Origin of the sequence: Croceicoccus sp. Ery5, from assembly GCF_020985325.1 — a bacterium.
Taxonomy (GTDB): Bacteria; Pseudomonadota; Alphaproteobacteria; order Sphingomonadales; family Sphingomonadaceae; genus Croceicoccus.
In genome coordinates this window covers 2,603,068-2,629,235 of sequence record NZ_CP087587.1, presented here as the reverse complement: position 1 = coordinate 2,629,235, position 26,168 = coordinate 2,603,068, and the positions used below count along the sequence as shown (strand labels likewise).

At 61.3% G+C, this 26,168-nt stretch carries 29 protein-coding genes; 21 read left to right on the top strand and 8 right to left on the bottom strand.

Annotated features, from left to right (window positions below):
- Nucleotides 1-18 precede the first annotated feature (18 nt).
- Nucleotides 19-954, bottom strand: coding sequence for a Rieske (2Fe-2S) protein (locus LOZ74_RS12410; protein WP_230280577.1), 936 nt, complete (start codon nucleotides 952-954; stop codon nucleotides 19-21).
- Between the two features lie 146 nt (nucleotides 955-1,100).
- On the opposite strand from LOZ74_RS12410, the gene LOZ74_RS12405 reads away from it, so the two are divergent.
- Nucleotides 1,101-1,769 carry a TetR/AcrR family transcriptional regulator gene (locus LOZ74_RS12405; RefSeq protein ID WP_230291466.1) on the top strand — a complete coding sequence of 223 codons (669 nt, stop codon included), beginning with the start codon at nucleotides 1,101-1,103 and terminating at the stop codon, nucleotides 1,767-1,769.
- Between the two features lie 21 nt (nucleotides 1,770-1,790).
- On the opposite strand, the gene LOZ74_RS12400 is transcribed toward LOZ74_RS12405, so the two are convergent.
- The 4 genes from LOZ74_RS12400 to LOZ74_RS12385 are packed head-to-tail and all read right to left on the bottom strand — an operon-like array spanning nucleotide 1,791 to nucleotide 4,769.
- Nucleotides 1,791-2,822 carry an LLM class flavin-dependent oxidoreductase gene (locus LOZ74_RS12400; protein WP_230280579.1) on the bottom strand — a complete coding sequence of 344 codons (1,032 nt, stop codon included), beginning with the start codon at nucleotides 2,820-2,822 and terminating at the stop codon, nucleotides 1,791-1,793.
- Nucleotides 2,822-3,202, bottom strand: a complete 381-nt coding sequence (locus LOZ74_RS12395) for a limonene-1,2-epoxide hydrolase family protein (RefSeq protein ID WP_230280580.1) — start codon at nucleotides 3,200-3,202, stop codon at nucleotides 2,822-2,824. The genes LOZ74_RS12400 and LOZ74_RS12395 overlap by 1 nt, the downstream gene beginning before the upstream one ends.
- Nucleotides 3,203-3,204: 2 nt before the next feature.
- Nucleotides 3,205-3,522 (bottom strand): 2Fe-2S iron-sulfur cluster-binding protein, encoded by a 318-nt coding sequence (locus LOZ74_RS12390; RefSeq protein ID WP_230280581.1) that lies wholly within the window; start codon nucleotides 3,520-3,522, stop codon nucleotides 3,205-3,207.
- Between the two features lie 20 nt (nucleotides 3,523-3,542).
- Complete coding sequence (locus LOZ74_RS12385) at nucleotides 3,543-4,769, bottom strand: sulfotransferase (protein WP_230291465.1); 1,227 nt, start codon at nucleotides 4,767-4,769, stop codon at nucleotides 3,543-3,545.
- Nucleotides 4,770-4,944: 175 nt separating this feature from the next.
- Between LOZ74_RS12385 and LOZ74_RS12380 the strand changes: the two genes are divergently transcribed.
- The 11 genes from LOZ74_RS12380 to LOZ74_RS12330 are packed head-to-tail and all read left to right on the top strand — an operon-like array spanning nucleotide 4,945 to nucleotide 13,667.
- A complete protein-coding gene (locus LOZ74_RS12380) occupies nucleotides 4,945-5,730 on the top strand; it encodes an SDR family NAD(P)-dependent oxidoreductase (RefSeq protein WP_230291464.1) in 786 nt (261 codons plus the stop codon).
- 11 nt (nucleotides 5,731-5,741) lie between these two features.
- Nucleotides 5,742-6,248 (top strand): VOC family protein, encoded by a 507-nt coding sequence (locus tag LOZ74_RS12375; RefSeq protein WP_230280584.1) that lies wholly within the window; start codon nucleotides 5,742-5,744, stop codon nucleotides 6,246-6,248.
- Between the two features lie 2 nt (nucleotides 6,249-6,250).
- Nucleotides 6,251-7,033: a tyrosine-protein phosphatase gene (locus LOZ74_RS12370; protein ID WP_230280585.1), complete on the top strand. Its 783-nt coding sequence runs from the start codon at nucleotides 6,251-6,253 to the stop codon at nucleotides 7,031-7,033.
- Nucleotides 7,030-7,893, top strand: a complete 864-nt coding sequence (locus LOZ74_RS12365; RefSeq protein WP_230291463.1) for an NAD(P)-dependent oxidoreductase — start codon at nucleotides 7,030-7,032, stop codon at nucleotides 7,891-7,893. Before LOZ74_RS12370 ends, LOZ74_RS12365 begins: the two co-directional genes overlap by 4 nt.
- Before the next feature lie 30 nt (nucleotides 7,894-7,923).
- Nucleotides 7,924-8,307, top strand: a complete 384-nt coding sequence (locus LOZ74_RS12360) for a carboxymuconolactone decarboxylase family protein (RefSeq protein WP_230280587.1) — start codon at nucleotides 7,924-7,926, stop codon at nucleotides 8,305-8,307.
- 6 nt (nucleotides 8,308-8,313) lie between these two features.
- A complete protein-coding gene (locus tag LOZ74_RS12355; protein ID WP_230280588.1) occupies nucleotides 8,314-9,138 on the top strand; it encodes an SDR family oxidoreductase in 825 nt (274 codons plus the stop codon).
- 4 nt (nucleotides 9,139-9,142) lie between these two features.
- Entirely contained in the window at nucleotides 9,143-9,946 is an 804-nt protein-coding gene (locus tag LOZ74_RS12350; RefSeq protein ID WP_230280589.1) for an SDR family NAD(P)-dependent oxidoreductase, read from the top strand.
- On the top strand, nucleotides 9,943-11,112 hold the full coding sequence (locus LOZ74_RS12345; RefSeq protein ID WP_230280590.1) for a sulfotransferase: 1,170 nt from the start codon (nucleotides 9,943-9,945) through the stop codon (nucleotides 11,110-11,112). Before LOZ74_RS12350 ends, LOZ74_RS12345 begins: the two co-directional genes overlap by 4 nt.
- On the top strand, nucleotides 11,109-11,885 hold the full coding sequence (locus LOZ74_RS12340) for an SDR family NAD(P)-dependent oxidoreductase (RefSeq protein ID WP_230280591.1): 777 nt from the start codon (nucleotides 11,109-11,111) through the stop codon (nucleotides 11,883-11,885). The genes LOZ74_RS12345 and LOZ74_RS12340 overlap by 4 nt, the downstream gene beginning before the upstream one ends.
- A complete protein-coding gene (locus tag LOZ74_RS12335) occupies nucleotides 11,882-13,135 on the top strand; it encodes a hypothetical protein (protein WP_230280592.1) in 1,254 nt (417 codons plus the stop codon). The genes LOZ74_RS12340 and LOZ74_RS12335 overlap by 4 nt, the downstream gene beginning before the upstream one ends.
- A complete protein-coding gene (locus LOZ74_RS12330) occupies nucleotides 13,125-13,667 on the top strand; it encodes a VOC family protein (protein ID WP_230280593.1) in 543 nt (180 codons plus the stop codon). Before LOZ74_RS12335 ends, LOZ74_RS12330 begins: the two co-directional genes overlap by 11 nt.
- Here LOZ74_RS12330 and LOZ74_RS12325 read toward each other — a convergent pair.
- Nucleotides 13,664-14,479 carry an SDR family NAD(P)-dependent oxidoreductase gene (locus LOZ74_RS12325; protein WP_230280594.1) on the bottom strand — a complete coding sequence of 272 codons (816 nt, stop codon included), beginning with the start codon at nucleotides 14,477-14,479 and terminating at the stop codon, nucleotides 13,664-13,666. The genes LOZ74_RS12330 and LOZ74_RS12325 overlap by 4 nt on opposite strands.
- A 120-nt stretch (nucleotides 14,480-14,599) precedes the next feature.
- Here LOZ74_RS12325 and LOZ74_RS12320 point away from each other — a divergent pair, with 120 nt between their 5' ends.
- The 5 genes from LOZ74_RS12320 to LOZ74_RS12300 all read left to right on the top strand — a co-directional run bounded on the left by LOZ74_RS12320 (nucleotide 14,600) and on the right by LOZ74_RS12300 (nucleotide 19,841).
- Nucleotides 14,600-15,370 carry a hypothetical protein gene (locus LOZ74_RS12320; RefSeq protein ID WP_230280595.1) on the top strand — a complete coding sequence of 257 codons (771 nt, stop codon included), beginning with the start codon at nucleotides 14,600-14,602 and terminating at the stop codon, nucleotides 15,368-15,370.
- Complete coding sequence (locus LOZ74_RS12315; RefSeq protein WP_230280596.1) at nucleotides 15,367-16,692, top strand: MFS transporter; 1,326 nt, start codon at nucleotides 15,367-15,369, stop codon at nucleotides 16,690-16,692. The genes LOZ74_RS12320 and LOZ74_RS12315 overlap by 4 nt, the downstream gene beginning before the upstream one ends.
- 173 nt (nucleotides 16,693-16,865) lie before the next feature.
- On the top strand, nucleotides 16,866-17,612 hold the full coding sequence (locus LOZ74_RS12310; RefSeq protein ID WP_230291462.1) for an electron transfer flavoprotein subunit beta/FixA family protein: 747 nt from the start codon (nucleotides 16,866-16,868) through the stop codon (nucleotides 17,610-17,612).
- A gap of 36 nt (nucleotides 17,613-17,648) precedes the next feature.
- Nucleotides 17,649-18,578 (top strand): electron transfer flavoprotein subunit alpha/FixB family protein, encoded by a 930-nt coding sequence (locus LOZ74_RS12305; protein ID WP_230291461.1) that lies wholly within the window; start codon nucleotides 17,649-17,651, stop codon nucleotides 18,576-18,578.
- A 30-nt stretch (nucleotides 18,579-18,608) separates the two neighbouring features.
- The gene (locus tag LOZ74_RS12300) at nucleotides 18,609-19,841 is read left to right on the top strand and encodes an NAD(P)/FAD-dependent oxidoreductase (RefSeq protein WP_230280599.1); all 1,233 of its coding nucleotides are present in this window, start codon (nucleotides 18,609-18,611) and stop codon (nucleotides 19,839-19,841) included.
- A gap of 46 nt (nucleotides 19,842-19,887) precedes the next feature.
- Here the strand turns inward: LOZ74_RS12300 and LOZ74_RS12295 are convergent, their stop codons facing one another.
- Nucleotides 19,888-20,760, bottom strand: coding sequence for an alpha/beta hydrolase (locus LOZ74_RS12295; RefSeq protein WP_230291460.1), 873 nt, complete (start codon nucleotides 20,758-20,760; stop codon nucleotides 19,888-19,890).
- A gap of 121 nt (nucleotides 20,761-20,881) precedes the next feature.
- On the opposite strand from LOZ74_RS12295, the gene LOZ74_RS12290 reads away from it, so the two are divergent.
- Together LOZ74_RS12290 and LOZ74_RS12285 are read left to right on the top strand one after the other, a co-directional pair.
- Nucleotides 20,882-22,069, top strand: coding sequence for a DUF1214 domain-containing protein (locus tag LOZ74_RS12290; RefSeq protein WP_230280601.1), 1,188 nt, complete (start codon nucleotides 20,882-20,884; stop codon nucleotides 22,067-22,069).
- Between the two features lie 26 nt (nucleotides 22,070-22,095).
- Nucleotides 22,096-23,319 carry a cytochrome P450 gene (locus tag LOZ74_RS12285; RefSeq protein ID WP_230291459.1) on the top strand — a complete coding sequence of 408 codons (1,224 nt, stop codon included), beginning with the start codon at nucleotides 22,096-22,098 and terminating at the stop codon, nucleotides 23,317-23,319.
- A 27-nt stretch (nucleotides 23,320-23,346) separates the two neighbouring features.
- Here LOZ74_RS12285 and LOZ74_RS12280 read toward each other — a convergent pair whose 3' ends face one another.
- Complete coding sequence (locus LOZ74_RS12280) at nucleotides 23,347-23,904, bottom strand: nuclear transport factor 2 family protein (protein WP_370638829.1); 558 nt, start codon at nucleotides 23,902-23,904, stop codon at nucleotides 23,347-23,349.
- Nucleotides 23,905-23,925: 21 nt separating this feature from the next.
- On the opposite strand from LOZ74_RS12280, the gene LOZ74_RS12275 reads away from it, so the two are divergent.
- Together LOZ74_RS12275 and LOZ74_RS12270 are read left to right on the top strand one after the other, a co-directional pair.
- Nucleotides 23,926-24,999: a TIGR03857 family LLM class F420-dependent oxidoreductase gene (locus LOZ74_RS12275; RefSeq protein WP_230280604.1), complete on the top strand. Its 1,074-nt coding sequence runs from the start codon at nucleotides 23,926-23,928 to the stop codon at nucleotides 24,997-24,999.
- Nucleotides 24,999-26,120: a phosphotransferase family protein gene (locus LOZ74_RS12270; RefSeq protein ID WP_230280605.1), complete on the top strand. Its 1,122-nt coding sequence runs from the start codon at nucleotides 24,999-25,001 to the stop codon at nucleotides 26,118-26,120. Before LOZ74_RS12275 ends, LOZ74_RS12270 begins: the two co-directional genes overlap by 1 nt.
- Nucleotides 26,121-26,168: the final 48 nt, after the last annotated feature.

Sequence of the window (26,168 nt, the reverse complement as noted above, 5' to 3'; positions counted from 1 at the left end):
TTCTCAGTTGGGCTGCGGTCAGGCAGCGGCTTCCTGCGTGGAGGGCGATCCGGATTGGCGCCCGGCAATGCTTTCGCGCAGGTCCGAGGCGTGGATGGACGCCGACGGCTTGAGGACGCGCAGCGCCGCTCCGTCGACATGGTCGAAAACCCTGAACGGCGTGCCGATGCCCATGGCCTTTGCCATCAGATGGTGGCGTCCGGAGGACAGGGAGGCGCGCCAACGCACCTGCGTAACGCCGCGCGCGGCCTGAACGGGCGCCAGAACCGCGCGGAACAGGGCCGTGAACTCGTCGTCAAGCAGGGTCAGGTCCGTCTCGCCGGTTACCGGATCGGTGGCGATGCGCAGGCTGATCGGGAAATCGGACGTGAAGGGCGCGGGCCAGTGCGGCGATGCCCATTGGCATGATCGTTCCAGCACCAGCTTGCCTTGCTGTTCGGACAACTCGGTCAGCAGATAGGGTGAAAAGCGCACCCCCTTGATCGACAGCACCAGCGAAGGATCGTCGAACAACGCGGCGATCCAGTGTTCGTGATCCAGCGCCACGATCGATGTGCCCGAAAGCGGCAAGACGCGATCGTCAGGTGCGGGGGCAGCGGCCTTGGCGTCCAGACAGACCCGTACAAAGCCCGCATCCTCGTGAACGGCGAATGGCCTTGCCTTGTATACAGGAGGGAATTTGCGATCGCTTTTCAGATTGGGAATGTCGATCAGTCGCCCGCTTGCCCCGTCATAAGTCCAGCCGTGGTATCCGCACTGGATCGCGCCATTGCCAAGGATGCAACCCAGCGACAGGGGCGCCCGGCGATGCGGGCAGCGATCTTCAAGCGCGCGCACGACCTTCTTGTCGTCGCGCCAAAGGACGACCGGTTGGTCGCCGATATCGACGTTGTGCGGTTTGTCCGCGCTGATCTCTTCGGAGCGGGCAACGGCCCACCAGACTGCCTCGGTCATACTCGACTCGCATCTCCCAGTACGCGTTATGCAATTAAATTGACGCATGACAATTTAATTGTCAATCTATGCCGATGGATGCAGCCAATGTAAATTCAACCGCGACCTCTCGAGATGGCAGGGCAGCGGAACGGGGAACGGGCCAAATGAAAGGCCATCTTACCCGCAGGGGTGAGAGGAGCCGGGGGCGTCCACGCGCAGATGCCGGTGAATCGGTTGACGAGGCATCGCTGCTACGGACCGCCTTCGCCATGTTCGCCACGCATGGCTATGGAGCCGCGACAATGCGCGCGATGGCCCGCGAACTGGGCGTCAGCCACAATTTGCTCAATGTGCGATTTGGCAAGAAGTCGCAGTTATGGAAGGCTTCGGTCGACTGGCGGCTCAAGGAAGCCGCCCGCGAGGTTGAACTGGCCTTCGACCCGTCGCACCCTCCGGAAGAACAGTTGCGGGACCTGATTCATCGGTTTTGCCGCTGGGCGATCATCAATTCGGACATTGTGGCCATGAGCCACCTTGAAGGGCGCGAGCCGAGCTGGCGGCTCGACTATATGACGGAAAGCTTCACCCTGCCGTTCCAGCGCCGCCTTCAGGACCTTCTGGAACAGGTAGGATCGGGCACGGCGCTGCGCCCGATCGATTCCGGTGCATTATTGGCGCTGCTCGTTCACGGGGTCGGATCCTATTTCGCGCTTGCCCCGATGCATGACCGGCTTCTGCCCGATTCGCCTGGTGATGGCGCCGCCAATCCGTCGCCCGAGGACCGGGCCGATGCGATGGCGCGGTTTTTTCTGGCAGGTTTGTTCAGCGCCTAAGACTCGATAATCCGCGCGGGATCAGCTTGGCGCCGGGAAGAAGAGATCGGCGATGCGGTCCCGATAAATGGCGGCCTTGGCTTCATCCATCCCGAATTGCGGCACGACGGGCGTGATCGAATCGGCAAAGCATGCCCGTTCGATCACCTGCGCCTTCACCTCTTCCGCCGAACCCAGAATCGTGATGGCGCTGACCATTTCGTCGGGGCAGGCCGCCTCCATCGCGGCAAAGTCCTGCCGGGCAAACGCATCCTGAATCGCCGCTGCTTCCTTCTCGAATCCGATAGCCTTGAAATAGCGCAGGTACTGGGGCGACTGCGTATAAAACGCGATATTCGCGCGGGCATCCGCAATGGCCGCATCGCGATCGTCGTTGATGACGGTAAATATCATCAGGTTCAGATCGAAAGCCGACCGCTCCCGTCCGGCCCTGTCGAGACCTGCCTGCAAGTGCGGGGCGACCTTTTCCTCGATCCAGCGGGTCGTCCACAACGGATGGCCCAGCAGTCCTTCGGCGATCTCTCCGGCCTGCTCGCACGCCTTTTCGAAAATTGCGGGCAGATAGACGGGGATGTCAGGGCGCCGTGCTGGCGCCGTCAGCCGGAAATGCGACAGGTCAAGCGTTGCATATTCGCCGGGAAGCACCTTTAATTCGCCGGTGTGGCCCCTGGCGATGACCGCCCGCACCTGTTCCACAATTTCGCGCATATGCGCCAACGGCTTGCCATAAGGCATGCCGAAGCTGCCTTCGATCTGGCTTTGCGCGCTTGAACCCAATCCCAGTACCGCACGGCCACCACTGATGTGGTCCAGATCGATGACGCTGCATGCCGTCTCCAGCGGACTACGCGTGAAGGCCAGCGCGATGCCGCTGCCTAGCTTTATCCTGCTGGTGACGGCCGCGGCTGCCGCAAGGGTGACGAAAGGGAGACCGAAGATCTGCGGGACCCAGACCCCCTCAATGCCAGCCGCTTCCCATTGGCGGACCAGCGGCACGAGTTCGTCTGCCGGAAGGACCGGCAATTGCGTCCAGATCTTTTTGCCGGCGAACACTAACCGAATCCCTTGACCGTATCGAAGTAATCCCGCCACGAAACGATCTTGTCGCCGTTCATTTCGATAATTCCCATCAGCTTTATTGAGATGAGCAGGTTGCCGTCCTTGTCCCGAAAATTATCGGTCCGTTCGGTCAGAACGATGTTCTCGTTTGACGCAATGTGGTGAACGATCACCTCGCCGGTTTCGATCGGATACATCTGCGCAAAGCCGTCCATGAAGGCCTTTGCTTCGGCAAAGCCGGTTGTTTTCGATATGCCGACATTTTCCCAGACTGTCCGATCGGTGAAGCGACGCTCCATCGACGCGACCATATGGCCCAGCGTCGGCTTCCACTCTTCGAAGAAGGCCAGCACTTCGGATTGCGCATCGGCCATTCTCAGTCCTCCGGCGCGATGGTCACGGTCACTCCGTCGAGCGCGTCAGTCATCTCGATCTGGCATGACAGGCGAGACGTCTCGTTGCGGTGATCCGAACTGTCGAGAAGATCGCTTTCGTCTTCGCTCATCTCTGGCAGCTTGCCTGCATAGGATGGCTCCACAAAAACATGGCAGGTCGCGCAGGAGCAACAGCCCCCGCACAAGGCCAGGAGTTCATCGAAACCCTCGTCACGGATGATCTCCATCAGGGTAAGCCCGTTTTCGGCTTCGACTTCCTTGCGGCCACCCGAGCGGTCGATCACATTGATTTTCGGCATTTCTTACTCCGTTACGTAGATTATCTGACTTCGACTTCGACCGGGAAGCGGTCGAAATAAAACTGGAAATGCTGGCGGATATCCCCGGCCGTCAGGCCAAAATCGCCTTCAAGGTCGAATTTCACCTTGCCGTTGACGGTTGGATCGTGATCCCGGTGATACTGGTGCAGGGCTTGCAAGGTATCCTCGTCGAGCGGCAGGTCCGCCTTGGCATAGATCTGCCTTAGGATCGGGTCGGGGTTCTTGATCCATTCGTGGAAATAGACGTCGATCGCCTGGTCTTCCGGCAGGCAATCGCGATCGCGCACGCAGCGCGACAACAGCGTCTTGTACCGGTCGATCCAATAGCCCTTGGGCTCCTCCGGGTCGCTTTTCGTGCGGAGCACGCGCGAAGCATAAAGCGCCATCGACAGTGTCGAGCGGATCGAACCCACCGGATCGCGGTGCGTGATCACGAAGGTCGCGTCCGGAAAGGTTCTGTACAGAACGGGGAGCTGTTCCATGTGCTGAGGGCATTTGATCACCCAGCGATTCGGCCCCTTCAGGAAGGTCAGAACCTGCAGCCCCTTCTTCAGATAGGCATAGGTGCCGCTCTGGTCGTGGCTGAGGTAATAGTCGCGCCACCTTGGAACATAGGCCAGCCATTCGATCAGGTAGGATGAGAAATCGAGGGCCTGCAGTTCGATATCCTCGCTGATATGATCGGGCGAGAATTCGTGCATGTAGCGCATCATCGGCAGGACCGCGTCCTGCTGTTCCCACCCGGCCTGCGCCTTGGTCCAGCGGGGATTGGGATCGCTTTCCGTCGGTGCGTCCTCGGCGGTCGGGACGGGCGCGATGGCTTCCCACCAGGGGAGCGAGCGAAGCCGCGTGTCGGCAGAGAGCAGGCCTAGTAGATGGGTGGTGCCCGAACGCGGCGGGCCGCCGACGATAATCGGGCGGTCGATTTCGATGTCGAGGATTTCGGGGTGGCGTTTGCACAGGTCCTCTACCCGCAGGCGGGTCGCGGCGTAGCGCACAAACATCGGCCACAGACCGGCGCGGCCCACCGGCGAGAGGAATTCGTCTTCCTCCACGCATTCGCACCACAAATCCAGCCTTTCGACGAAGTCCATCTCGCCAAAGTCGCTCAGGCCGGTTTGGGCCTTCGCGGCTTCGAGGATCGCTTTCGACGAAAAGTCGAAGTTGACTTGTGCAGCGGCTTTCAGCGCAGCCTTTTGCGCCTCGTCGAGCACGGGAGCGCGCATGTCGCCAACTCTAAAAACCGGGCCGTTTTGCTTCTGCGCCATAATCGCTCTCCCTTGTGAATGCCCGCGTTTGCGCATCCGTAAAAGCGGGACGACCGGAACTTTGCCCTACCGAAAGATATGCGGCGCATCCGGCAACAGCAGTTAGGTCGGTCGCGGAGAGGATGCTGGCGACATGACGGAAAACTTGTTCGACCTGACCGGGAAAGTAGCGCTGGTTACGGGCGCCAATTCAGGCCTTGGCTTTGCCTTTGCCGAAGGGATGGCGCGTGCGGGCAGCGATCTCGTCATCTGGGGAAGGCGCAAGGATGCCAACGACAAGGCGGCAGAAAAGCTGCGAACCTTTGGCGTCAAGGTGCATTCCGCCGAAGTGGACGTCACCGACGAAGCGCAGATCGTGGCCGGCGTAGCCGATGCGCTTGAGGCGATGGGCCGGATCGACACGGTGGTCGCCAATGCGGGCATTGCCAATCCGGTCCCGTTTATCGACATGGATGCCGATAGCTATAACGCGTTGATGAACGTCAACCAGCACGGCGTGGTGTTCACCTTGCGCGAAGTGGCCAGGCACATGGTGGCCCGCGCCGAGACGGGCGATCCCGGCGGCTCCATGATCCTGTGCGGCAGCGGATCGATTTTCCAGGGCGTGCCGACGCTGGTGCATTACGGTGCGGCCAAGGGCGCTCTTGCGGGGCTGGCGAAGGGGCTGGCCGCGGAACTGGGCCCCCATGGCATTCGCTGCAACGTGATCGCGCCCGGTTTCATCATCACCGAAATGACCATGAAGGACCCCGAGATCGGCCAGATGATCGCCGATGGCGTAGCGGCCCGTGCCCCGCTCGGCCGCGCGGGAATGCCCGACGATCTGTGGGGCGCGGCGGTTTATCTCGCCAGCGATCTGTCCCGCTATCACACCGGCGATACGCTGGTGGTCGACGGCGGGAAAATGATCAACAACTAGGAGCGCAGATCATGTTTTCACGGCCCGGGGCAAGGCATAGCCAGAACGCCTATGTGACCAGCGATCTCGATCGCGGGATGGCCATCTGGCGCGACGAATTTGGCGTTTCCCGCTTTCACGTGTTCGAAAACGATGCGCCCGGACTGGTCTCCTCGCCAGAGTACCGGATGAAAATCGCGCTGGCCAATGTGGGCGGGGTCGAGATCGAACTTATCGAGCCTTTGCCCGGACAGGCGCCGCTTCATGCAGAGGTGCTACCCACGGACGGCAGCTTTGCCATGCGTTTTCATCACGCGGCCTTGCGGATCGACGGCGATCTGAGCGATTTCGAAGCCTATATGGCTTCGCTCGATCCGGCGACGCATCCCGTGGTGTGGCGCGGAGAGCTGGGCGATGTGATGCGCTATGCCTATACCGACGAACGGGCGACACTGGGCCATTATCTGGAACATGTCTGGTTCGACCCGGCCATGTATGAACAGATGGCTGCGGCCATTCCGGTCTATCCGGCGCCGTGACGATGGATCTGGCTAATCTCAATTTCCGCGACCTGGGCGGTATACGCACGGATGGCGGTGCCGTTCGCGGCGGGGCACTCTTTCGCGCCGAAGGTCCGGCCAATCTGTTGCCGCAACATCATGCACAGCTCAAATCGCTGGGGATCGGATATATCTTCGACCTGCGCTCTAGGCAGGAGCGAGAGACGCATCCGCATGATTGGCAGGACGCGAACTGCCGCTGGCTGGGACTGGACGTGAATGCCGACCTGCGCGTTTTCGGAAACGATGGACGCGAAAGGCTGAGCCTTGGCGGTGATGAGCGGCTGGCCATCGACATCATGAGCGAGACATACCGGGAAATTCCCGATGCACTTGCGCCGCATTGGAAAACCGTGGGCGATTGCCTGCTGGAGGGCAAGCCGGCAATAGTGAACTGCACTGCGGGCAAGGATCGCACGGGCGTCGCGGTCGCCATCCTGCTGGAAATGCTGGGGGCATCGCGGGACGAAATCATGCGGGACTATCATCGGTCCGTTGTGTTCGGCCAGAATCTTCGGCGCGGCGGGACGCTGGAAAGCGATATCCGGGCCAGCTTCGGTTTCATGCCAAGCGCCGAACAGGTGGATGCGCTGATAGGCGTCCGAAACGAATATCTGCAGGCTGCGTGGGAGCGGATCGAGAACAGTCACAAGACTGTACCGCACTATCTGGCGGATGCGGGGCTGGAAGAAGCAACACAATCTGAGCTGCGGCGCCTTTTCGTGATCCGCGACCACGCCGAGACAATTCAAGGAGAACAATGATGAAGAGCGGTGGTGTAATCGGCCTTGGCGGCATTGGCGGCGGGGTTGCGCAATGCCTCCAGCGATCCGGCCAGCTTTCCGCTATCTATGACGTGGTTGCCAAAGCAGCAGAAAAAATTCCCGGAGCGCCCCCGATGTCGGCGACACCGAGGGACCTGGCGGCAGCGTCGGATTGCGTGCTGATCGCCGTTCTGAATGGCGCACAGACGATCGCCGTGCTGTCGGGGCCCGACGGCGTGCTCGCGGCCAAAAAGGCCGGGCAGACGGTGATCCTGTTGTCCACCATTTCGATGATGGAACTGGAAACCGCGCAAAAGCTGTGCGCCGAAGCGGGCGTGACCCTGATCGACTGCGGGGTGACTAACGGCCCGAAATCGGGTGAAAATGGCCTTATCTGTCTTGCGGGTGGTTCTGACGAGGACATGGCGAAGGCAAAGCCCATTTTCGACGGATTTGCCGGACAGGTCATTCACATGGGCGGCCCGGGCGCCGGCATGGCCGCAAAGATCGCCCGCAACGCCACCTATTTCGGCTGCATGCGTGCCGGTTACGAAGGCGCTGTGATCGCGCGGAACTATGGCGTCGATCTGGACCAGCTGCGCATGGCCCTGTCGGGCGATCCGAATTCGGGAGGCGGATTGGAAGGCGCGCTTGCCATGATGGTGCGCCCTGATCCTGCAGGAAACGAACAGGAATACGGTCTGCGCAATTACTTCAAGGGACTGATGATCAAGGATCTTGAAGTCGCCATCGAAGAGGCGGCGAGATTTGGCGTGCGGCTGCCGATGATCGAGCTGATCCGCGATAACGCCGATTCCACCTCTGGCCTGGAATACCCCAAAGGCCAGCCGATCGCCTGAGCGACGCCACCAGACAAACGAGGAATGACAATGAGCGACAATGCCTGGGAAAATGGACTGAAAGTCTTCGACGCCGTCTATGGCGAGGGCTTTTCAGCGATGATGAAGGGGCGGGAGAACGACCGCTTCAACCGCGAGATCGTCGAGAACCAGTTCGGCAATCTGTGGGCCGATGATGCCCTCTCCATCAGGGAAAAACGCCTCATGGTGCTTGGCGCCACGACCATGCTGGGCAGACAGGACCTGATCGAGATCCAGATGATGGGTGCACTGGCGAACGATGAATTTACCGAGGAGGAGCTGGCGCTGATCCCCCATTTCCTGCTTTTCTATGCCGGTGCCGGGAATTGCACCGCGCTGATCCGCGGGATCGAGGCCGCCAAGGCCCGCTTCGCCGAAATGAACGGGGGCTGAGACGCCATGCGCGACCTTCCGCAACGTCCGATCGACAAAACCGCCTTCCTCGAACGCTACGGCCCTTGGGCCGTTATTGCAGGGGCATCCGAAGGAACCGGGGAATGCTATGCGCGGCAACTGGCCGCCATGGGCATGAATCTTGTGCTGGTCTCCCGCAGGCAGGAAGCGCTTGAAGGGCTAGGCAGGGACCTGGCAGCGGAATTCGGGATCGGATACCGGGCCTGCGCGCAGGACCTGACCGAAGACCAGGCGGGATCGAAGATTGTCGAGGCCGCGTCGGACCTGGACATCGGGCTGTATATTTCAAACGCCGGTGCGGACGGTTTTTCGGCCTTTTTCGAAGACAGTACCGAAGCAGCACATCGTCTGGTCCGGATGAACATCACGACTCTGATCGATGCCGCCAACGGTTTCGGCAAGCGCTTCCTGAAGCGGGGCAAGGGCGGCATTATCGTAATGGCGTCGGGCGCGGGGCTGGGCGGTCAGCCCAATCTGGTGATGTATGCTGCCACCAAGGCGTTTGAGATCAATTTCGCAGAGTCGCTCTGGGCAGAATATCACGAACGGGGCATCGACGTGATCGGCATTGCCGCCCCGATCATGCGCACTCCGACATTGCTGCGAATTGTTCCTGCAGATTTCGACACATCACGTGCATTCGATCCTGCCGACGTGACCAATAACGCGCTGGCCGGATTGCTGGCCGGGGAACCGGTGCAGATCATCCCCGACGGTCCCGGCGCCGAAAAGCTTCCGCAGGTAGAGGCCGACCGCAGGCAGCGGCTGATCGGATTCGTCGAATTCAATAAAAGCTTTACGAGAGGATAGCGGGATGCGCAGGCTTGAGGGCAAGGTCGCCATCGTCACGGGCGGCGGCGGCGGTATCGGTTCGGCTGTCGCCCGGCGGATCGTGGATGAAGGCGGGCGGGTCGTCATCGCCGACCTGTTCGAGGATAGCGCAAGGGCGGCCGCGCAGCCGCTGGGCAATGCCGCGCTTGCAGTGCAGTTCGACGCATCCGATCCGGCATCCATCGAAGCGATGGTGACCGCTGGGGCCGATCATTTCGGCGGGATCGATATCCTTCACAACAATGCCGCCATGACCGATCCGGCGAAGCATCCGCTGGACACCACGCCGGTCGATATTCCGATCGAGATCTGGGACGAGATCATCGACATCAACCTGCGCGGCTATCTGCTGGGCTGCAAATATACGATCCCGCACATGATCGCGCGCGGCGGCGGATCGATCGTCAATACCGCGTCCAACAGCGGTATCGCGGGCGACCTTGCCCGGGTCGCCTATGGCGCGTCGAAAGGCGGCATCATCACGCTGTCGAAATATGTCGCCACCCAATACGGCAAGCAGAACATCCGCTGCAATTCGATCTCGCCCGGCGTTGTCCTGACGCCAGCGCTTGAGGCCACGGTCCCGGGCCTTAAGGAAGTGATCCAGCGCCACATACTGACGCCGGAATTCGGCACGTCGGACGATATCGCCGCGCTGGTCGCCTTTCTCGCTTCGGACGAAAGTCGCTATATCACCGGCGAGAACATCTCGATTTCGGGAGGGGGCCTGTCCCATCAGCCGCATTACGCCGACCTGCTGGCCATGATGGAACAGCAATTGTCATGACCGAACCGCTGAGCGTAGCCGGACTGGAAACCGCCGCTCGCGATGCCACGGGGCTGACCGACTTCGGGCCGGATACGGGGTGGCGCGAAGGGTTCGAAAGACTGGTCGCGGCGGTGGAGGCGATGGGCCCGAACGACCAGCTGCGCCGTCTGGCGACCCATAATATCGTAGGCCAGCTTTCCACGCGGCTTCGGTTTGTTGAGGATGATCGCAACCATCCGGAAATCGCGCAGCAGGATGTCGGCGATCCGCTGATCGTGATCGGCCTTCCGCGCACCGGAACCACTATCACCTATGACCTCTTGTGCCTTGACCCAGAAGCCCGGGCACCGCGCGAATGGGAATGGTATTTACCATGGCCGCCGACCGAGGCAGCGACGTTCGACAGCGATCCGCGCATTGCGCAGGTCACCGCCATGTACGACAAATGGCTTAAGCATGCGCCGCAACTGCTCGACATTCAGCGGTTCGATTGCACCCAGCCGGGCGAATGCAATCACGGGATGCAATATCACTTTGCCAGCACCAATTTCCCCGCGGAACTGGGCGTGCCCGACTATGCCGACTGGCTGCGCACGAATGAGGTGCCCGGCCAGTATGTATCGCACAAGCGGCTGCTGCAGAACTTCCAGTGGAAGGGGCCGCAAGGGCGCTGGACGCTGAAATCGCCGCAGCATCTGTTCGACCTGCCTGCGCTGCTGGAGGCCTATCCGGGCGCGATGCTGGTATGGACGCACCGGGATCCTGCGCTGACATTCTCATCGCTCTCAAGCTTCATTGCCGGGTTCCTCGCGGCGTTCGGCGGCGACAAGGACAAGGCCGCCATCGGGCGCGACGTGGTGGAAACGTGGATCGCGGGCATGAACCGCGCCCTGTCCGCGCGTGCGGACCCCAAGATCGACGAGCGGATCATCGATCTGGCGCACAAGGATGTGGTGGCCGACCCGAAAGGGACGATCCGGCGCATCTACGACCGTTTCGGCCTGCGCTTTTCCGACGAACATGCCGCCCGGATCGACCGGTTCCTGGCCGACAATCCTGCCGCCAAGCGCATGGGCAAGCACAAGCATACGCCCGAACAATACGAAATAGACGTGGCGGAAGTGCGCGCCCGCATGACGGAATATTACGACCGCTTCGGCCATCTTCTGGAGAGACCATCATGAGCGTACTCGATCGCTTTCGCCTCGACGGAAAAACCGCCATCCTGACCGGCGTCGGCCCCGGCGTGGGCGAGCATGTTGCGAAGGCCTACGCCGAACTTGGCGCCAATGTCGTCATCTCCGCACGTTCGCAGGACAGGCTGGACCGGATCGCGGCAGAGATCAACGCGGCGGACGGCGGACGGGCACTGGCCGTGGCCACCGATGCGGGCAAGCGCGAAGACCTCGTCAATCTGGTCGCAAAGGCGCGCGATGCGTTCGGACCGATCTACATCATCTTCAATAATGCGGCGGCAGGCGTGGTCTATGCCCAAGACGGCGGCCTCTGGGCGAATACCGACGAGGTGTGGAAGACCGCGATTGACGTGAACGTCATGGCCACCTGGCGCCTTGCGGAGATGACCACCGCCGAGATGGAGGCCCACGGCAAGGGCGCAATCATCTCAGTCCAGAGTTGCGGGGGCTTCACGCCAATTCCACCGGCAGTCGCCTATGGCGTCAGCAAGGCGGCGCTGTCCTTCCTGACCAGATCACTGGCCAAGGCGCTGGCGCCGCACACGCGCGTCAACGCGCTGTGCGTCGGTTCGATGAGCCCGGACGGGCAGGAGGCCGATATCCACAAGGGGCTGGGCCTTGCAGAGCGTAACGCCATCAAGCGGTTCGGCGCGGCGGACGAGGCGGTTGGCGCCGCTATCCTGCTGGCCAGCGATGCATCGAGCTATACCACCGGCAGCACCGTGTTCGTCGAAGGCGGCCGCGTGGGCACCATCTCATGACTAATCCGCTCTACACCCAAGAGCAGGAGCGCGCGGAAATTCTGGCGCTCCGCCTGATCGAACGCCCTGACGTCAGGGCGGCGCGCGAAGCGGCGCGGCGCGACATGCTGAACGATCCTGCCGCCCGCTCGACGGACGGCAATCTGGGTCTGGACCGGGCGCTGGATCAATGGGTTCTGGCGCTGGCCATGCGCGAAGCGAATGGCGATACGGCGTCGCCGGTCGTTACCTGGAACGTGTCCAATCCCCCGAGGCGATGGTTCGGCCATGTCTATCACGGTGCGGCGGTCGCGGTGGACAATCCCGATAATTTCAATCGCGAAATCCCGATCGACGGGGAAGGGAGCTATCGCATCGACCTGCGCTTTTCCGCCGACCCACCGCAATTCAGCGTAGTGATCGAGATGGAGCCGGAACATCACGCCGGGCTGGGCGATAATATCGGTGCACTGACGTTGCAGGACCTGCTGCCGCATTGCGATCGCGACCGCCGCGTCTCGGTAACCGTGGGGCCGCAAGCGGGCGGGCCGCTTCACCTGCAATCCCGTCCCGGCCGCATCCAGATCTACACGCGCGACAGCCAGTGCGACTGGAACCAGTTGCCTGCAGAAGTCTCTGTCACCCGTCTCGACCTGCCGCCCGACTGGTCGCCGCGCAGCGAGGACGAGATCGCCGCCGCAATCGTCGCCGCCATGCCCGCATGGGTGCGCTTCTGGCGCGGTTTCAAGGACAGCTTCCTCGGCTTTCCCGCGCCCAACGGGCTGGTCGGCCCTAACGGGCGCGACGGCAATTGGGGTTATCTAGCAGGCGGACGGTTCGCGCTGAAGGATGACGAAGCGCTGCTGGTCACGCTCGACCCAGCGGGCAGCTATTACACCGGCTTCCAGATCACCGATCCGTGGACCATCGCGCCCGATCCGATGCTGCGGCTTGCCAGCCTCAACAAGGGGCAGGTGGTGCCCAATGCCGATGGGACGGTGACCTATGCGATTGCGCTGGCCGATCCCGGCGTCGCGAACTGGATCGATACCTGCGGGCTGCATGAAGGCTGGATGCTGACACGGTGGCAGGGCGTGCCGGCAGATGTCGATCTGGGGCAGATGATCCGCGAGGTGCGGCTGACGACGGTCGGGAATATTCCGGCCAGGGTGCCCACGATCGACCTTGCCGGTCGCAGGGCGCAGATCGCTACGCGCGCGCATGATTTTGCACGGCGCACCAGCATGGAGGGATGGAGCGATGCAGCCTGAAGGATCGATCGTCGAATTGTGCCATGTCGTCAGGGACATCGATGCCGCGCTGGAGCACTGGACACGCGACCTGGGTGCGGGGCCATTCTTCGTAATCGACGTGCCGGTCATGCCCGGCCAGCAATATTACGGAGAACCGACCGAGGTTTCGATGCGGGTGGGGTTCGGATTTTCCGGCGGCGTCCTGATCGAACTGCTCCAGCAGACCAACGATGGCGCCTCACCCTTCCGCGATTTCCTGCAGGCACGGGGCGAAGGATTGCATCACATCATGCCGCGCGCCGACTATGACACCGCCCATGCGCGCCTGTCGGCAGCAGGCTTCAAGGTCGCCTATAGCGGCACGATGCTATCGGGAGAGCGTTTCTGCCTGTTCGATACTTTTGCATCGCACGGCTATTATACCGAGCTGATGGAAATGTCCGAAGCCATGCTGGGCAGTCTGGCGCTGATGGAAAAGGCCCATGCCGGATGGGATGGGCAGACGGACCCCGTGCGCGGCATGGACCGGCTGGCCGAACTGGCCGGTTAAAGCTTGCCGCCACCCATTTCCGCGAACATCTTCTGAAAGTCGGCATAGCTTGGCTGATGCGCGGTGACGCCGCCATCGACCGGAATTGCGGCACCGGTAATGAATTCGCTCTCGTCGCTGGCTAAAAATGCCACGAGATTGGCCACATCCTCGGGCTGGCCAAGCCGCGGGGTAAGATGGTGTGAAAGCAGGATGTCCTTCACCATCGGCGGCGTCGATTCCTGCGCAAGCGGTGTCAGGACAAAGCCGATCACCATGCAGTTCGAACGCACGCCCAGCTTGCCATACTGGGTCGCGATCATGCGATTGAGCTGGATCAGCGCGGCCTTGGACGAGCCATAGGCAGTCAGCGTCGCCTCGCCCTGCACGCCAAAGCCCGATGCGCTGTGAATGATCGATCCACGTCCATGCTCGATCATGCCGGGCAGGACATATTTGCTCATCAGCATCGCGCCCCGCACATTGACCGCCATCGCGCGGTCCCAAGCGACCACGTCGAGGTTCAGGACATCGAGATCGGCCTGCCGCTGTGCATCATTCTGAATGGCGGCATTGTTGTGCAAAATATCGATACGGCCAAGATCCGCGGTAACCTGTTCGGCGAATGCGCGAATTGAATTCTCGTCGGTCAGGTCCAGCGGCAGAGATGTTGCGCCTGGAATATCCTGCGCTGCGACCGCCGCCGCTTCGACATCGATATCGCCAAGCACCACTTTTGCGCCTTCTTGCGCGAGCCGCCTTGCGGACGCCGCACCGATACCGCCTGCGGCACCCGTCACGATTGCAATCCTGTTTTCCAGCCGTCCAGCCATGGGTTCTCCTTTTCAGCCAGCATAAGCAATGGAAGTGCGGGTTTCACAACCTGTCGCAGGACAGGTTGCGAGAGTTTTTCGCGCCGACATCCTGTTTGCACAAGGCGGGAGAGGCTTTTCATGGAATCGACGATTACACCCATGCCGGTGATGCCGGCCCCTGAACCGGCGGGTGCCATATTTCTGATCGGCACCTGTGTCATCCTTGCCGCGATCCTGGCGTGGTGGGCGCTCGGCTCCGAACGGCCCAAACGGGGCTGGGTCCTGCCCCTTGTTTTCGCCGGAACCGCGCTTTCGGCCGTGATGATCGAGCCGATCTACGATAACACGCTGCTCTATTGGTATCCTGCGGAAAACCCGCTGGCATTCTTCCGCGGCTATGAACGGACCATCCCCTGGTATGTACCGCTAGGCTATGCATGGTTCTTCGGAGGATCGGCCTATCTGGTATGGCGCGTAATCGAACGCGGGGCGCCCGTCGCCAGTGTCTGGAAGCTTTTCTTCGCGACCGCGGCGGTCGACTGGCTCGCCGTATCGATATGCGAGTGGATGGAATTGAGTGCATTCTACGGAAACCAGCCGTTCCATCTCTTCGGCTCGCCCATCTGGTTCTCGTTCTGCGATGCCACGGGCGGGTTCGTTCTGGGTGCCGCACTGGCAAAGCTGGTGCCGTACCTTGGCGGCATCAAGCGGCTGTGGCTGCTGATCCTGCCCAGTTTTACCTATGCCGCGACGCTCGGCTCCACTACCGCTCCTGTATCGCTGGCGCTCAATTCCGCCTGGTCGCCGGTCATGATTTGGATCGCTGGTGCCGCCACGATGGCAATGTGCATGGTGGCCATCCATGTCATCGCCCAGATGGCCCGGTTGCGACAGGAAGCGGTGCTGTGAGACGTTTCTCAGGTCGGGACTGGTGGTTTATCGGCCTTCTGGCCACGATCTACGCCTTCAACTTCATCGACCGTATGATCATTGCCGTGGTCGGAGAGCCGATCCGGCAGGAATTCGGGCTCAGCGATTTCCAACTCGGCATCATGGGCGGCGCGGCCTTTGCGCTGTTCTATGGCGGCATTGGCATTCCGATCGCGCGCCTTGCCGAGCGGGTCAATCGCATCGGCATCGTCGCGGCCGCGACTGCACTCTGGTCGTTGATGACGATGCTATCCGGCGCGGCCACAGGCTATGTCCAATTGTTGCTGGCGCGCATGGGTGTGGGTATCGGTGAGGCAGGGTTCACTCCGCCGGTCGTCTCCTTGATTGCAGACCGCTTTCCCCCTGAACGCCGCGCGACGGTTTTCTCGACGATTGCGGTGGGCGTGTCCGTCGGCGGCGCGATCGGCGTTCTTGGCGGGGGCTGGATCGCGCAAACCTATGGCTGGCGGTGGGCATTCGTCGCAGCGGGCGCCCCGGGCCTGTTGCTGGCACTGCTTCTCTGGCTGACGATCCGGGAGCCGGTCAGGCTCAACGCCGGGCAGGGCGCGCCGCCATTTGGGGCGGTCATTCGCCGCGTGGGCCGATCACGCGCATTCGTGGCATTCACCCTGGGCAGCGGCATGGTCGCCCTGGTAGGGTTCGGCCTAAATCTTTTCCTCATCCCGCTCCTCGTGCGCCGCTTCGGTTTCAACCTTGCAGAGGCGGCCTTGACGTTCGCATTCACCTTCAGCGCCGCCACCGCTTTGGGCGGAGTGACGGGCGGGCTGATTGCCGACCGGTTCGCGGCAGGGGCCCATCGGCGGTATGGATATCTGCCGATGCTGGCGACGATGCTGGCCATGCCGCTTTTCCTTGCTGCGATCTATCAGGACGAGTGGCGCATCATGGCGGTGCTACTGTTCGGCTCGACCTTCTGCCTCTATGCCTTTCTGCCCACGATCATGACCGTGACGCAAAGACTGGTAGAGCCGCGGATGCGGGCCACTGCCGCTGCCATCCATGCATTCGGGCAGACCGTCTTCGGGTTAGGCCTCGGCTCGGCGTTTCTGGGCTATATGAGCGATTTATTGGCAACCGCCCGATATGGCACGCGATATGCGCAGGAGTGTCTTGGCGGCGGCGCAAGCGCGTCGACAATCTGCGAAGAGGCGGCGGGTACGGGCTTGCAACAGGCACTTCTTTTGCTGGGCCTTTTCCTTTTGCTGGCGATCCTCTGCTATTGGCTGGCAGCGCGATCGATTGCCGGGGAAATCGCGATGATCGAGGGTGATGGAAGGTGAGTACCATCCCTGTAACGTCGGTGCGGGTGAGGTTCGACAGCTCACGGCAGGCTGGGGCCCGCACCACGATTTTCTCGTACGCCCGCGCTGATGCGGGCTGTGACGGAAAACATTGATCGCCCGCTGGAAGGCGGAGCCCTGCTCGCGAAGTTTTAGAACAAGGAAACCAAACCATGAAAGCGCTAGTGCCCGTAAAGCGGGTGATTGATTACAATGTGAAGCCGCGCGTGAAGGCGGATGGGTCGGGTGTTGATCTTGCGAATGTGAAGATGAGCATGAACCCGTTCGACGAGATCGCGGTGGAAGAGGCGATCCGTCTGAAGGAAGCGGGCAAGGTCGAAGAGATTATCGCGGTCAGCATCGGCCCTGCCAAGGCGCAGGAAACGCTGCGCACGGCGCTGGCGATGGGCGCGGATAGCGCGGTGCTGGTCGAGACGGATGAGGAGGTCGAGCCGCTGGCGGCGGCCAAGATCCTCAAGGCCGTGGCGGCAGAGGTCGAGCCCGGCCTGATCATCCTGGGCAAGCAGGCGATCGACGACGACAGCAACCAGACCGGCCAGATGCTGGCCGCGCTGATGGACCTGCCGCAGGGCACGTTCGCATCGAAGGTCGAGATGGACGGCGACCACGTGAAGGTAACGCGCGAAGTCGACGGCGGGCTCGAGACGGTGCGGCTGTCCACGCCTGCGATCATCACGACGGATCTGCGTTTGAACGAGCCGCGCTATGCGAGCCTGCCCAACATCATGAAGGCGAAGAAGAAGCCGCTCGAGACCAAGACTCCGGCTGATTACGGCGTCGATATCGCGCCGCGCCTCAAGACGCTGAACGTGTCCGAACCGCCGGTGCGTCAGGCTGGCGTGAAGGTCGCCGATGTCGACGAGCTGGTCGCCAAACTCAAAGCAATGGGCGTCGCCTGAGCGGATGCGAAGGCGAAGCCACAAAGGAATCGTAAGATGAAGACGCTTGTTTATGTCGATCACGACAATAGCCATCTGGGCGATGCGACGCTGGCCACGGTGACCGCGGCCTCGAAGCTGGGCGAAGTGCACCTGCTGGTCGCGGGCGCTGCCTGCGGCGCTGTTGCCGAAGCCGCCGCCAAGATCGCAGGCGTGGGCAAGGTCCATGTCGCTGACGATGCTGCCTATGAACACCAGCTGGCCGAGAATGTCGCGCCGCTGATCCAAGGGCTGATGGAAACCCATGACGCGGTGCTGTTCCCCGCCACCACCACCGGCAAGAACATCGCGCCGCGCGTCGCGGCCCTGCTCGATGTGATGCAGATCAGCGATATCGTGTCGGTCGAGAGCGAGAAGAGCTTCACCCGCCCGATCTATGCGGGCAACGCCATTGCCACCGTCGAGAGCACTGACGCAAAGCTGGTCATCACCGTGCGCGGCACCGCCTTCGACAAGGCGGAACCCACCGGCGGCAACGCCGCGTTCGAAGCCGTCGCCTCCACCGGCGATGCGGGCAAGTCCAGCTTCGTTTCTGCCGAACTGGCCAAGTCCGAGCGTCCCGAACTGACCAGCGCGAAGATCATCGTCTCGGGCGGCCGCGCATTGAAGGATGCGGAGACCTTCGAGAGCGTCATCATGCCGCTCGCCGACAAGCTCGGCGCAGGCGTGGGCGCGAGCCGGGCCGCAGTCGACGCGGGCTATGTCCCCAACGACTACCAGGTCGGGCAGACCGGCAAGATCGTCGCGCCCGAAGTCTATATCGCCATCGGCATATCGGGCGCGATCCAGCACCTTGCGGGCATGAAGGACTCCAAGACCATCATCGCCATCAACAAGGACGAGGACGCCCCCATATTCCAGGTCGCAGACATCGGGCTGGTTGCTGATTTGTATAAAGCGGTGCCGGAGCTGATCGGGAAAGTTTGAATCGCGTTCAAAGACTTGTCGGAGTTAAGTGTGAAGCAAGCAGACGTCATCATCGTGGGCGCAGGTCATGGCGGAGCCGCCGCCGCTCTCGCTCTTAGGCAGGCCGGTTTTGAGGGTTCGATCGCCATGATCGGGCGCGAGAAAGAGCCGCCCTATGAGCGTCCGCCCCTGTCCAAGGAGTATCTGGCCCGCGACAAGGAATTCGAGCGGCTTTACATCCGCCCGCCGCAGTTCTGGGGCGAAAAGGACATCGACCTCCAGCTCGGCACCAGCGTGACCGAGATCGATGCGCGGGCCAAGACGGTAAAGCTCAGCAATGGCGAGGAAATGGCATATGGCCACCTGATTTGGGCAGCAGGCGGCGATGCGCGGCGGCTGTCCTGTTCGGGTGCCGAACTCGCTGGCGTCCACTCGGTGCGAACCCGCGCAGATGTGGACCGGATGATGGCGGAGATCGACGCGGGCGCGAAACGCTGCGTGGTGATCGGCGGCGGCTATATTGGGCTGGAAGCGGCAGCCGTGCTACGCAAGCTGGACATCGAGGTTGTGCTGGTCGAAATGCTCGACCGCGTGCTGGCGCGCGTTGCGGGTGAGACCTTGTCGCGCTTTTACGAGAAGGAACACCGCGACCACGGCGTGAACATCATGCTGGAAACCGGCGTCGACTGCATTCTGGGCGATGGCGAGAAAGTCACCGGCGTCCGCCTGTCCGACGGCAGCGAGATCGAGGCCGATATGGTGATCGTGGGCATCGGCATCGTTCCCTGCATCGGCCCGCTGATCGTGGCGGGCGCGACCGGCGCGAATGGCGTGGACGTCGATGAATATTGCCGCACCTCGCTGGACGACGTCTATGCCATCGGCGACTGCGCTGCGCATGCCAATGATTACGCCGACGGGGCCGTTATCCGGCTGGAATCGGTGCAGAACGCGAACGACATGGCCAAGACGGCGGCCATGGCGATCTGCGGCGACAAGCAGCGCTACAAGGCGACGCCGTGGTTCTGGTCGAACCAGTATGATCTGAAGCTGCAGACGGTGGGGCTGTCGACGGGTTTCGACCAGATCGTCGTGCGCGGCGAGCCCGAGAGCCGCAGCTTTTCCATCGTCTATCTGCGCGACGGCAAAATCGTGGCGCTCGACTGCGTGAACAAGGTCAAGGATTACGTGCAGGGCAAGAAGCTGGTCGAGCGCCATGCGGTGATCGACCCCACGCTACTGGGCGACAATGATGTGGCGCTCAAGGAAATGGGCGAGGGCTAGGCGCAAGGCGGGGTTAGAACAGCGTAGGAAGCCAGTCCCCGCACAATCAGTTGCGGTCGATCCAGTCGTTCAGATCGGCCCAGTGGCTGCGCCGTGAACCGGCGAAATTCTGGCAGTGCGCCGCATTGTCCACGATCTGCAGTTCGGTTGAAGCCGCTGCCTTGAAATAGGCGGTCTCTCGCGAGGGATCGGGGCTGGTGTCGATCGCGCTTTGTACCACGAGCACAGGTACGGTAATCGCCGCAGCCTCTTCGTGTACGACGCCAGGCGTAAGCGCGGCGCGGCCCAGTGTTGCGGGTGTGGAAGAAGCGTGCGCTTCATCCGCCTCCACCTGCGCATGCGGTACATCCGGCCAGTAAAACAGCTTGCGCATGGGTTCACGCGGCGTGGCGAGGTAGCCGCTGGGAATAAGGCCAGCACGAAGCTTTCCCATGTCGGTATCGCCTAGCACCATCGGTTCATTGGCCCAGCCCAGGACGGCAACCCGGTCGAAAACGGGATGCATGGCGGCCTGCGATATGATCATCATGCCGCCCATCGAATGGCCCATGCCAGTTACGCTGATGTCTGGCCCCAGCTCATCCACGACCAAGGCCAGCGCAGCGGCATGGGCATTCGCGATAATCGCGCGGCTCAGCTTGCTTTCGGGTTCCGGTTTCGTGCTGTCACCCATGCCCAACATGTCGATGGCGAGCACAGCCTTGCTGCGATCGGTGAACCAGCGCGCGAAGCTATAGCTTTCGTCGGCAAAAGGCGGATTCCAGTAGATACGCGAATAGCCTCCGCCATGAATGGCGAAAATCAGGTGCTTGCCGCTCTTGGCCCAATTGTCGGGCAGATGCAGGCTGGCCGCGATCTCTGTCTTCTCGCCAATCGCCGCCGCGCTGGAAACGTCCAGCATCATGTCCTTCGATTTCATCGCAGACCCTCCTTGTCGGTGATGTTCGCCGCACCGGCCATAGAAGCACCTGCCGTGAGAGAGGTTCAATCTCATATCGAACCGAGAGACTTGACGAGAAAACGGAAGAGAGGAGTTGGGCATGAGTGCAGACGGTCTGTCGTGGGAAAAGCTGGTCGATGAATTGCGACCGCTGGGCGATGCGATGCGGACGCGCGTGCCGGAACGGCTGCGCAGCGATCCGCAGATCTTGGCGGAATCGATGCGCCTGTTGCTGGCGGGCCTTGCGCGGGCGAGTTCAGATGCGCTTGTTGGTGATCGCCGCCATCCGATATTCGTGCCCGAACTGAACATTGCGCAGAACATCTTCCAGCCCAATGCCGACACGATCTACAAATCGGCGATCATCGAGAAGGGCGGCAGCTATCTGTTGCGGGGCGATCGCGGTACGGTGCGAATGATCATCCTTGCCCAAATGGGACCCGACACGCTGCGGACCGGTCAGCACAGCCCGCTGTTGGGGCAGACCGATTTCGACGATCTGACCGTCGGCGAAGACGGATCGTTCGAACTTGTCATCTCGCCGGAGCGTCCTGCCAGTTACACCGGGAACTGGGCCGCGCTGGACCCGCAATGCGAAAAGTTCATGGTGCGTATCGTGTCATGCGACTGGGGCGCTGAGCGAGAGCCCCGGTTCGGAATTGCGCGGCTTGACGTCGATGATGCCAAGGGCCGCCCAAGCGCTGACGACTTGCACGCCGCTTTCGATGAAATGCCCTTCATCACCCGCGTCTGTGCATTGGCTTTCCCAACCCATGTCGAGGAATTGCGGGACGAGGGATATCTCAACAAGCTCAAGATTTTCGATGTCTCGCAAATGTCCGGACTCAAGGGGCAATTCTATTACGAGGGCGCCTATGAGCTGGCCGACGACGAGGCACTCATTAGCGAAGTTCGCGTCCCGCAAAGCTACCGCTATTGGTCGATCATCCTGACCAATGAACTGTACGAGACGACCGACTGGTACAACAACCAGGCAAGCCTGAACGACGTGCAGGGCGTGGTCGATCCCGATGGTGTGTTCCGCACGGTGATTTCTTCGCGGGATCCCGGCGTGCACAACTGGCTCGATACGTCGGGTTATCCCGCAGGGGCCATTCAGGGACGGTGGTTCGAGGCCAGCGAAAAGCCGATGCCTACCATAAGAAAGGTCAAGATAGACGATGTCCTGTCGCATCTGCCCGAAGCAACAAGGCGCGTGAGTCCGCAGGAACGCAGCGAAGCATTGCGCGACCGCCGACTCGCAGCGCAGATGCGCATCATCTGGTGATTCCAGAGAATTGACGGAGAATGACAATGGCTTCCGCCCCGACTCGTGAAATCCCGGCGCATGTTCCTGCCGACAAGGTGGTCACGCTCGACTTCTTCAAGCGTGAGAATGTCGATGTTTGCCCGCAGGAGGTCATGCTGCCAGAAATTCAGCGGACGCTTCCGCCTGTCACCTGGTGTACGAATATCTTTCCCGGCGATCAGGGCGGATGGCTGCTGACAAAGGTGGAGGATATGCACGAAGTCCTTCGCGACGCGGACAATTATACCAAGAATGGCATGGGCAAGTTCGCCCAGTCGATCGGCGAAGACTGGCTGGTCATCCCCACCGAGACCGACCCGCCCGAGCATGGTGAGTATCGCAAGGCGTTGAACCCGTTCTTCGCGCCCCAGAAGATCGCACGGATGCGCGACGAACTTCACGAGCGTGCGGTCGCCTTGATCGACAATTTCAAAGACCAGGGACATTGCGAATTCGTCGAGGAGTTCTCGGCGAAATTCCCCATTTTCATCGTCCTCGACCTGCTCGGTTTGCCGCAGGACAGAATGCCCGAATTCCTGGAGTGGGAGAAAAACATCTTCCATACCAACGACTTCGAACTGCGGACACGCGCGGTCCAGAAGGTCGTCGATTATTTGAACGAGGTGATTGCCGAGCGTCGGGCCAACCCGGGTGATGACTACATCAGCGGCATTTTCGATTATGAGATCAATGGCCGCAAATGGAACGACAAGGAAGTTTTCGGCCACTGCTTCAACCTTTTCATCGGCGGGCTCGACACCGTGACGTCGCTGATGGGCAACATCTTCACCTTTCTGGCAAGATATCCCGATAAACAGCAGGAATTACGCGATAATCCCAAACAGATCGTTCTGGCGGTCGAGGAATTCCTGCGCGCATTCGCCCCGGTCAGCGTGTTTCGTATCGCAGCCAAGGAGGTCGAAATCCGGGGGCAGAAAATCATGCCCGGCGATTACGTGGGTATCTCGACCGCGGTCGCCGGGTATGATCCGGACTATTACGAGAATCCGCAGGAAGTGCGGTTCGACCGCAAGGCGCCGCATATCTCGCTGGGTTTCGGCATCCACAAATGCCTCGGCATGCATCTTGCCCGCATGGAGTTGCAGACCGCGCTTGAACACTGGTTGAAACTGGTGCCGCCCTTCCGCGTCGCTGATGGGTTCGACATCAAATATCATGCCGGCAACATCACCCATGTGCCGAAACTGGAACTGGCCTGGGAGGTCTAGTCCGGCTCTGGGCGCCGGGGTGAATTTTCATGCCCCATGCATGTCTACATGAAAACGCGACAGGCGAAGCGAAGTGATTTTCCATTCGCCGTCCACCCGCCGGTAGACTTCGTGGTACTGGCCATAACCGGTAATCGATTGCACGCCTTCGATAGGCGACTGGCCCGGTTGCCAGACGACCCGGTCCTGCATCGCCCATTTCACATGGGCGGTGTCCCCGCCGGCTAGGTCGATCTCCGGCGAATGAACCTGGTGGCTGGTGGCGGCGTGATCGACGGCAAAGCGGACTTGCGCAACGATGGCATCCACGCCGAACACGGGCTCCCGCCCGGTGTCCTCGTGAACGTCCATCATCGCGTCGGCTGTGAACAGCGCCGCAAATGCCGGCCAGTCCTTGGTATCGAGAAAGCGGCAATAGCGCGCTTTCACATTCTTGATCGCTTCAAAAGCGACAAGCCGGGCCAAGGGTTCTGATATGGTGTCCATGAAAATCTCCCAATGCTGCACCCTGTCACCGGATTGAATACGGTCTGCCTGCCTTTGGAGAGGTTGTCCCTCGACATTGTCAGTGAAAGCTTGGCGCAAATTTTTGATTGGAGAGTGAAAATGACGGAACCAGGTGCGCGGGCCCTGTTCGATAAGTTCGGAACCTATATCCTCCCCGGACGCGTCGACGATCCTCGTCGCGGTATCGAGGAGGCCCAAGAGGCAGAGCGGATTGGCCTTGGCGCCATCTGGATTTCCGAACGCTTCGCTCTGAAGGAACCGGCCGTCCTTGCGGGCGCTGTGGCGGAAGCGACGGACAAGATCCGGATCAACGGCACATTCTATGCCACGATGCGGCATCCGCTGGTCACGGCCAGCATCGCCAACATGATGCAGGCGATGAGCGACAACCGCTTTGGCATCATGTTCGCCCGGGCCGTGCCGGCCTATATGAAGATGATGGGCGCGCCCGCGATCACGATGGAGCGGCTTGCCGATTATATCTCCATCTATCGACGCTTGTGGGATGGCGAGACGGTTTCCTACGAAGGGATCCTCGGCAAGTTCCCCACTCTCAAGCTTACGGACCTGCATAAAGGACCAAAGCCGCCGATCATCTTTACCGCCATGGGACCGAAAAGCCTTGCTTTTGCGGGCGAGCATTGTGACGGCGTGTTGCTGCACCCGTTCGTTTCGCCAACCGGTGTGGCGAACAGCACAAAGATCGTGCGCGATGCCGCCGAAAAGGCCGGCCGCGACCCCATGTCCGTGCGCATCTACCACAATATCATCGTAGCTCCCGACCTGCCGAAGGACGAGGAGGACGCAGTGGTCCGCGGGCGGGCCATTACATATTTCGAATTGCCCGGATTTGGCGATCTGATCGTCGAGATCAACGAGTGGGACAAGGCGGTGCTCGACAAGGTGCGTGCCCATCCCAAGATCGCGTCCCTGAACGGCAAGCCGGCCGATCAGGCCTATACAAGGCAGGAACTGGTCGATGTGGGCCAATTGCTGCCGCAGCAATGGATCGACGAGGGCGCCGCCGTCGGCACCGCGTCGCGCTGCGCCGACCAGTTGATGCAATATCTGGATGCCGGGGCGGACGAGATCCTTTTGCATGGCGCTGCGCCGAAAGACATGGGCCCCCTTGCCAGTGAATTGAAACGCGCACTTGCCGGGAAGGGCCTGTGATGACGCCGTCGCAGGTTCGGGAGCGGCTGCGAGACTGGCTTGAGGCCAATGTCGATGGCTGGCGCGACGTGCGGATCGAACCGCTGGAAGTGACCACCGGATCGGGTTTTTCCGCCCAGATCTTCTTTGTCGATGTCGAATACACCAGCCCGAACGGGCCGCAATCGAAGACCCTGGTGGTTCGCCGTCAGCCCCAGGATCACGAGGTCGTGTTCGGTTCCAGTCTGGAGTTGCAGGGGCAGATGATCGCGGCCCTCGACGCATTGGGGTCGATCCCGGTTCCGGAATGGATCGGGATGGAACTGGACCCCGCAGTGCTGGAAATGCCCTTTATCGTCATGGGACGGGTGGACGGCCACGCAGCGACCCAGAATCCCAACTATAACAAGGCGGGCTGGCTGTACGATATGTCGCCCGACCAGCGCGCCGCGACATGGCGCAATGCGGTCGAAGCCTATGCGGGAATGGCGCAGATCGACTGGCAGGAAAATGGCTTTGGCTTCATGGCCCGTCCCGATTGGGGCGCGCCGGGGCTGGACCAGTATCTCGGCTATATCGAGGCCTGGTACAACGCATGCCGCAAGAACCGCGATATGCCCTATGTCGATGCCGCAATGGACTATATCCGCAAGCATCAGCCGACGGATACGCCCGTGAACGTGCTGTGGGGCGACAGCACGCCATCGAATGTGATGTTTGCGCAGGACGGCCGCGTCAACGCCTTGATCGACTGGGAGCTGGCAGCGCTTGGGCCTGCGGAGCTGGACCTTGCGTGGTGGCTGTATTTCGACGATCTGTTCAGCCGCCGCTTTGGCGTCGAACGGCTGGAAGGGCTTCCCACGCGGGATGAAACCGTGGCGATCTGGGAGGCGGCCAACGGACGCAAGGCGGACCACCTGGAGTATTACGATGTCGTGGTGGCCCTGCGCATGGCGCTGGTCGTGGTAGGGGCGTTCGACAGGCAGGTCGCGATGGGCAATATCCCGTCAACCAACAAATCGTTGAATGCCAACTTCATGACGCTGTATCTCGCCGAACGCCTTGGGATGGACCTGCCGGAACTTGGACCGGATTTCTATGCCTTCATGAGCAATATGACCCCCGTCGACCAGAAAGAGTAAATTTAGCGGCGCGGCGAAGGTCGTGTACCATCCGGGAGAGGTCAAGAT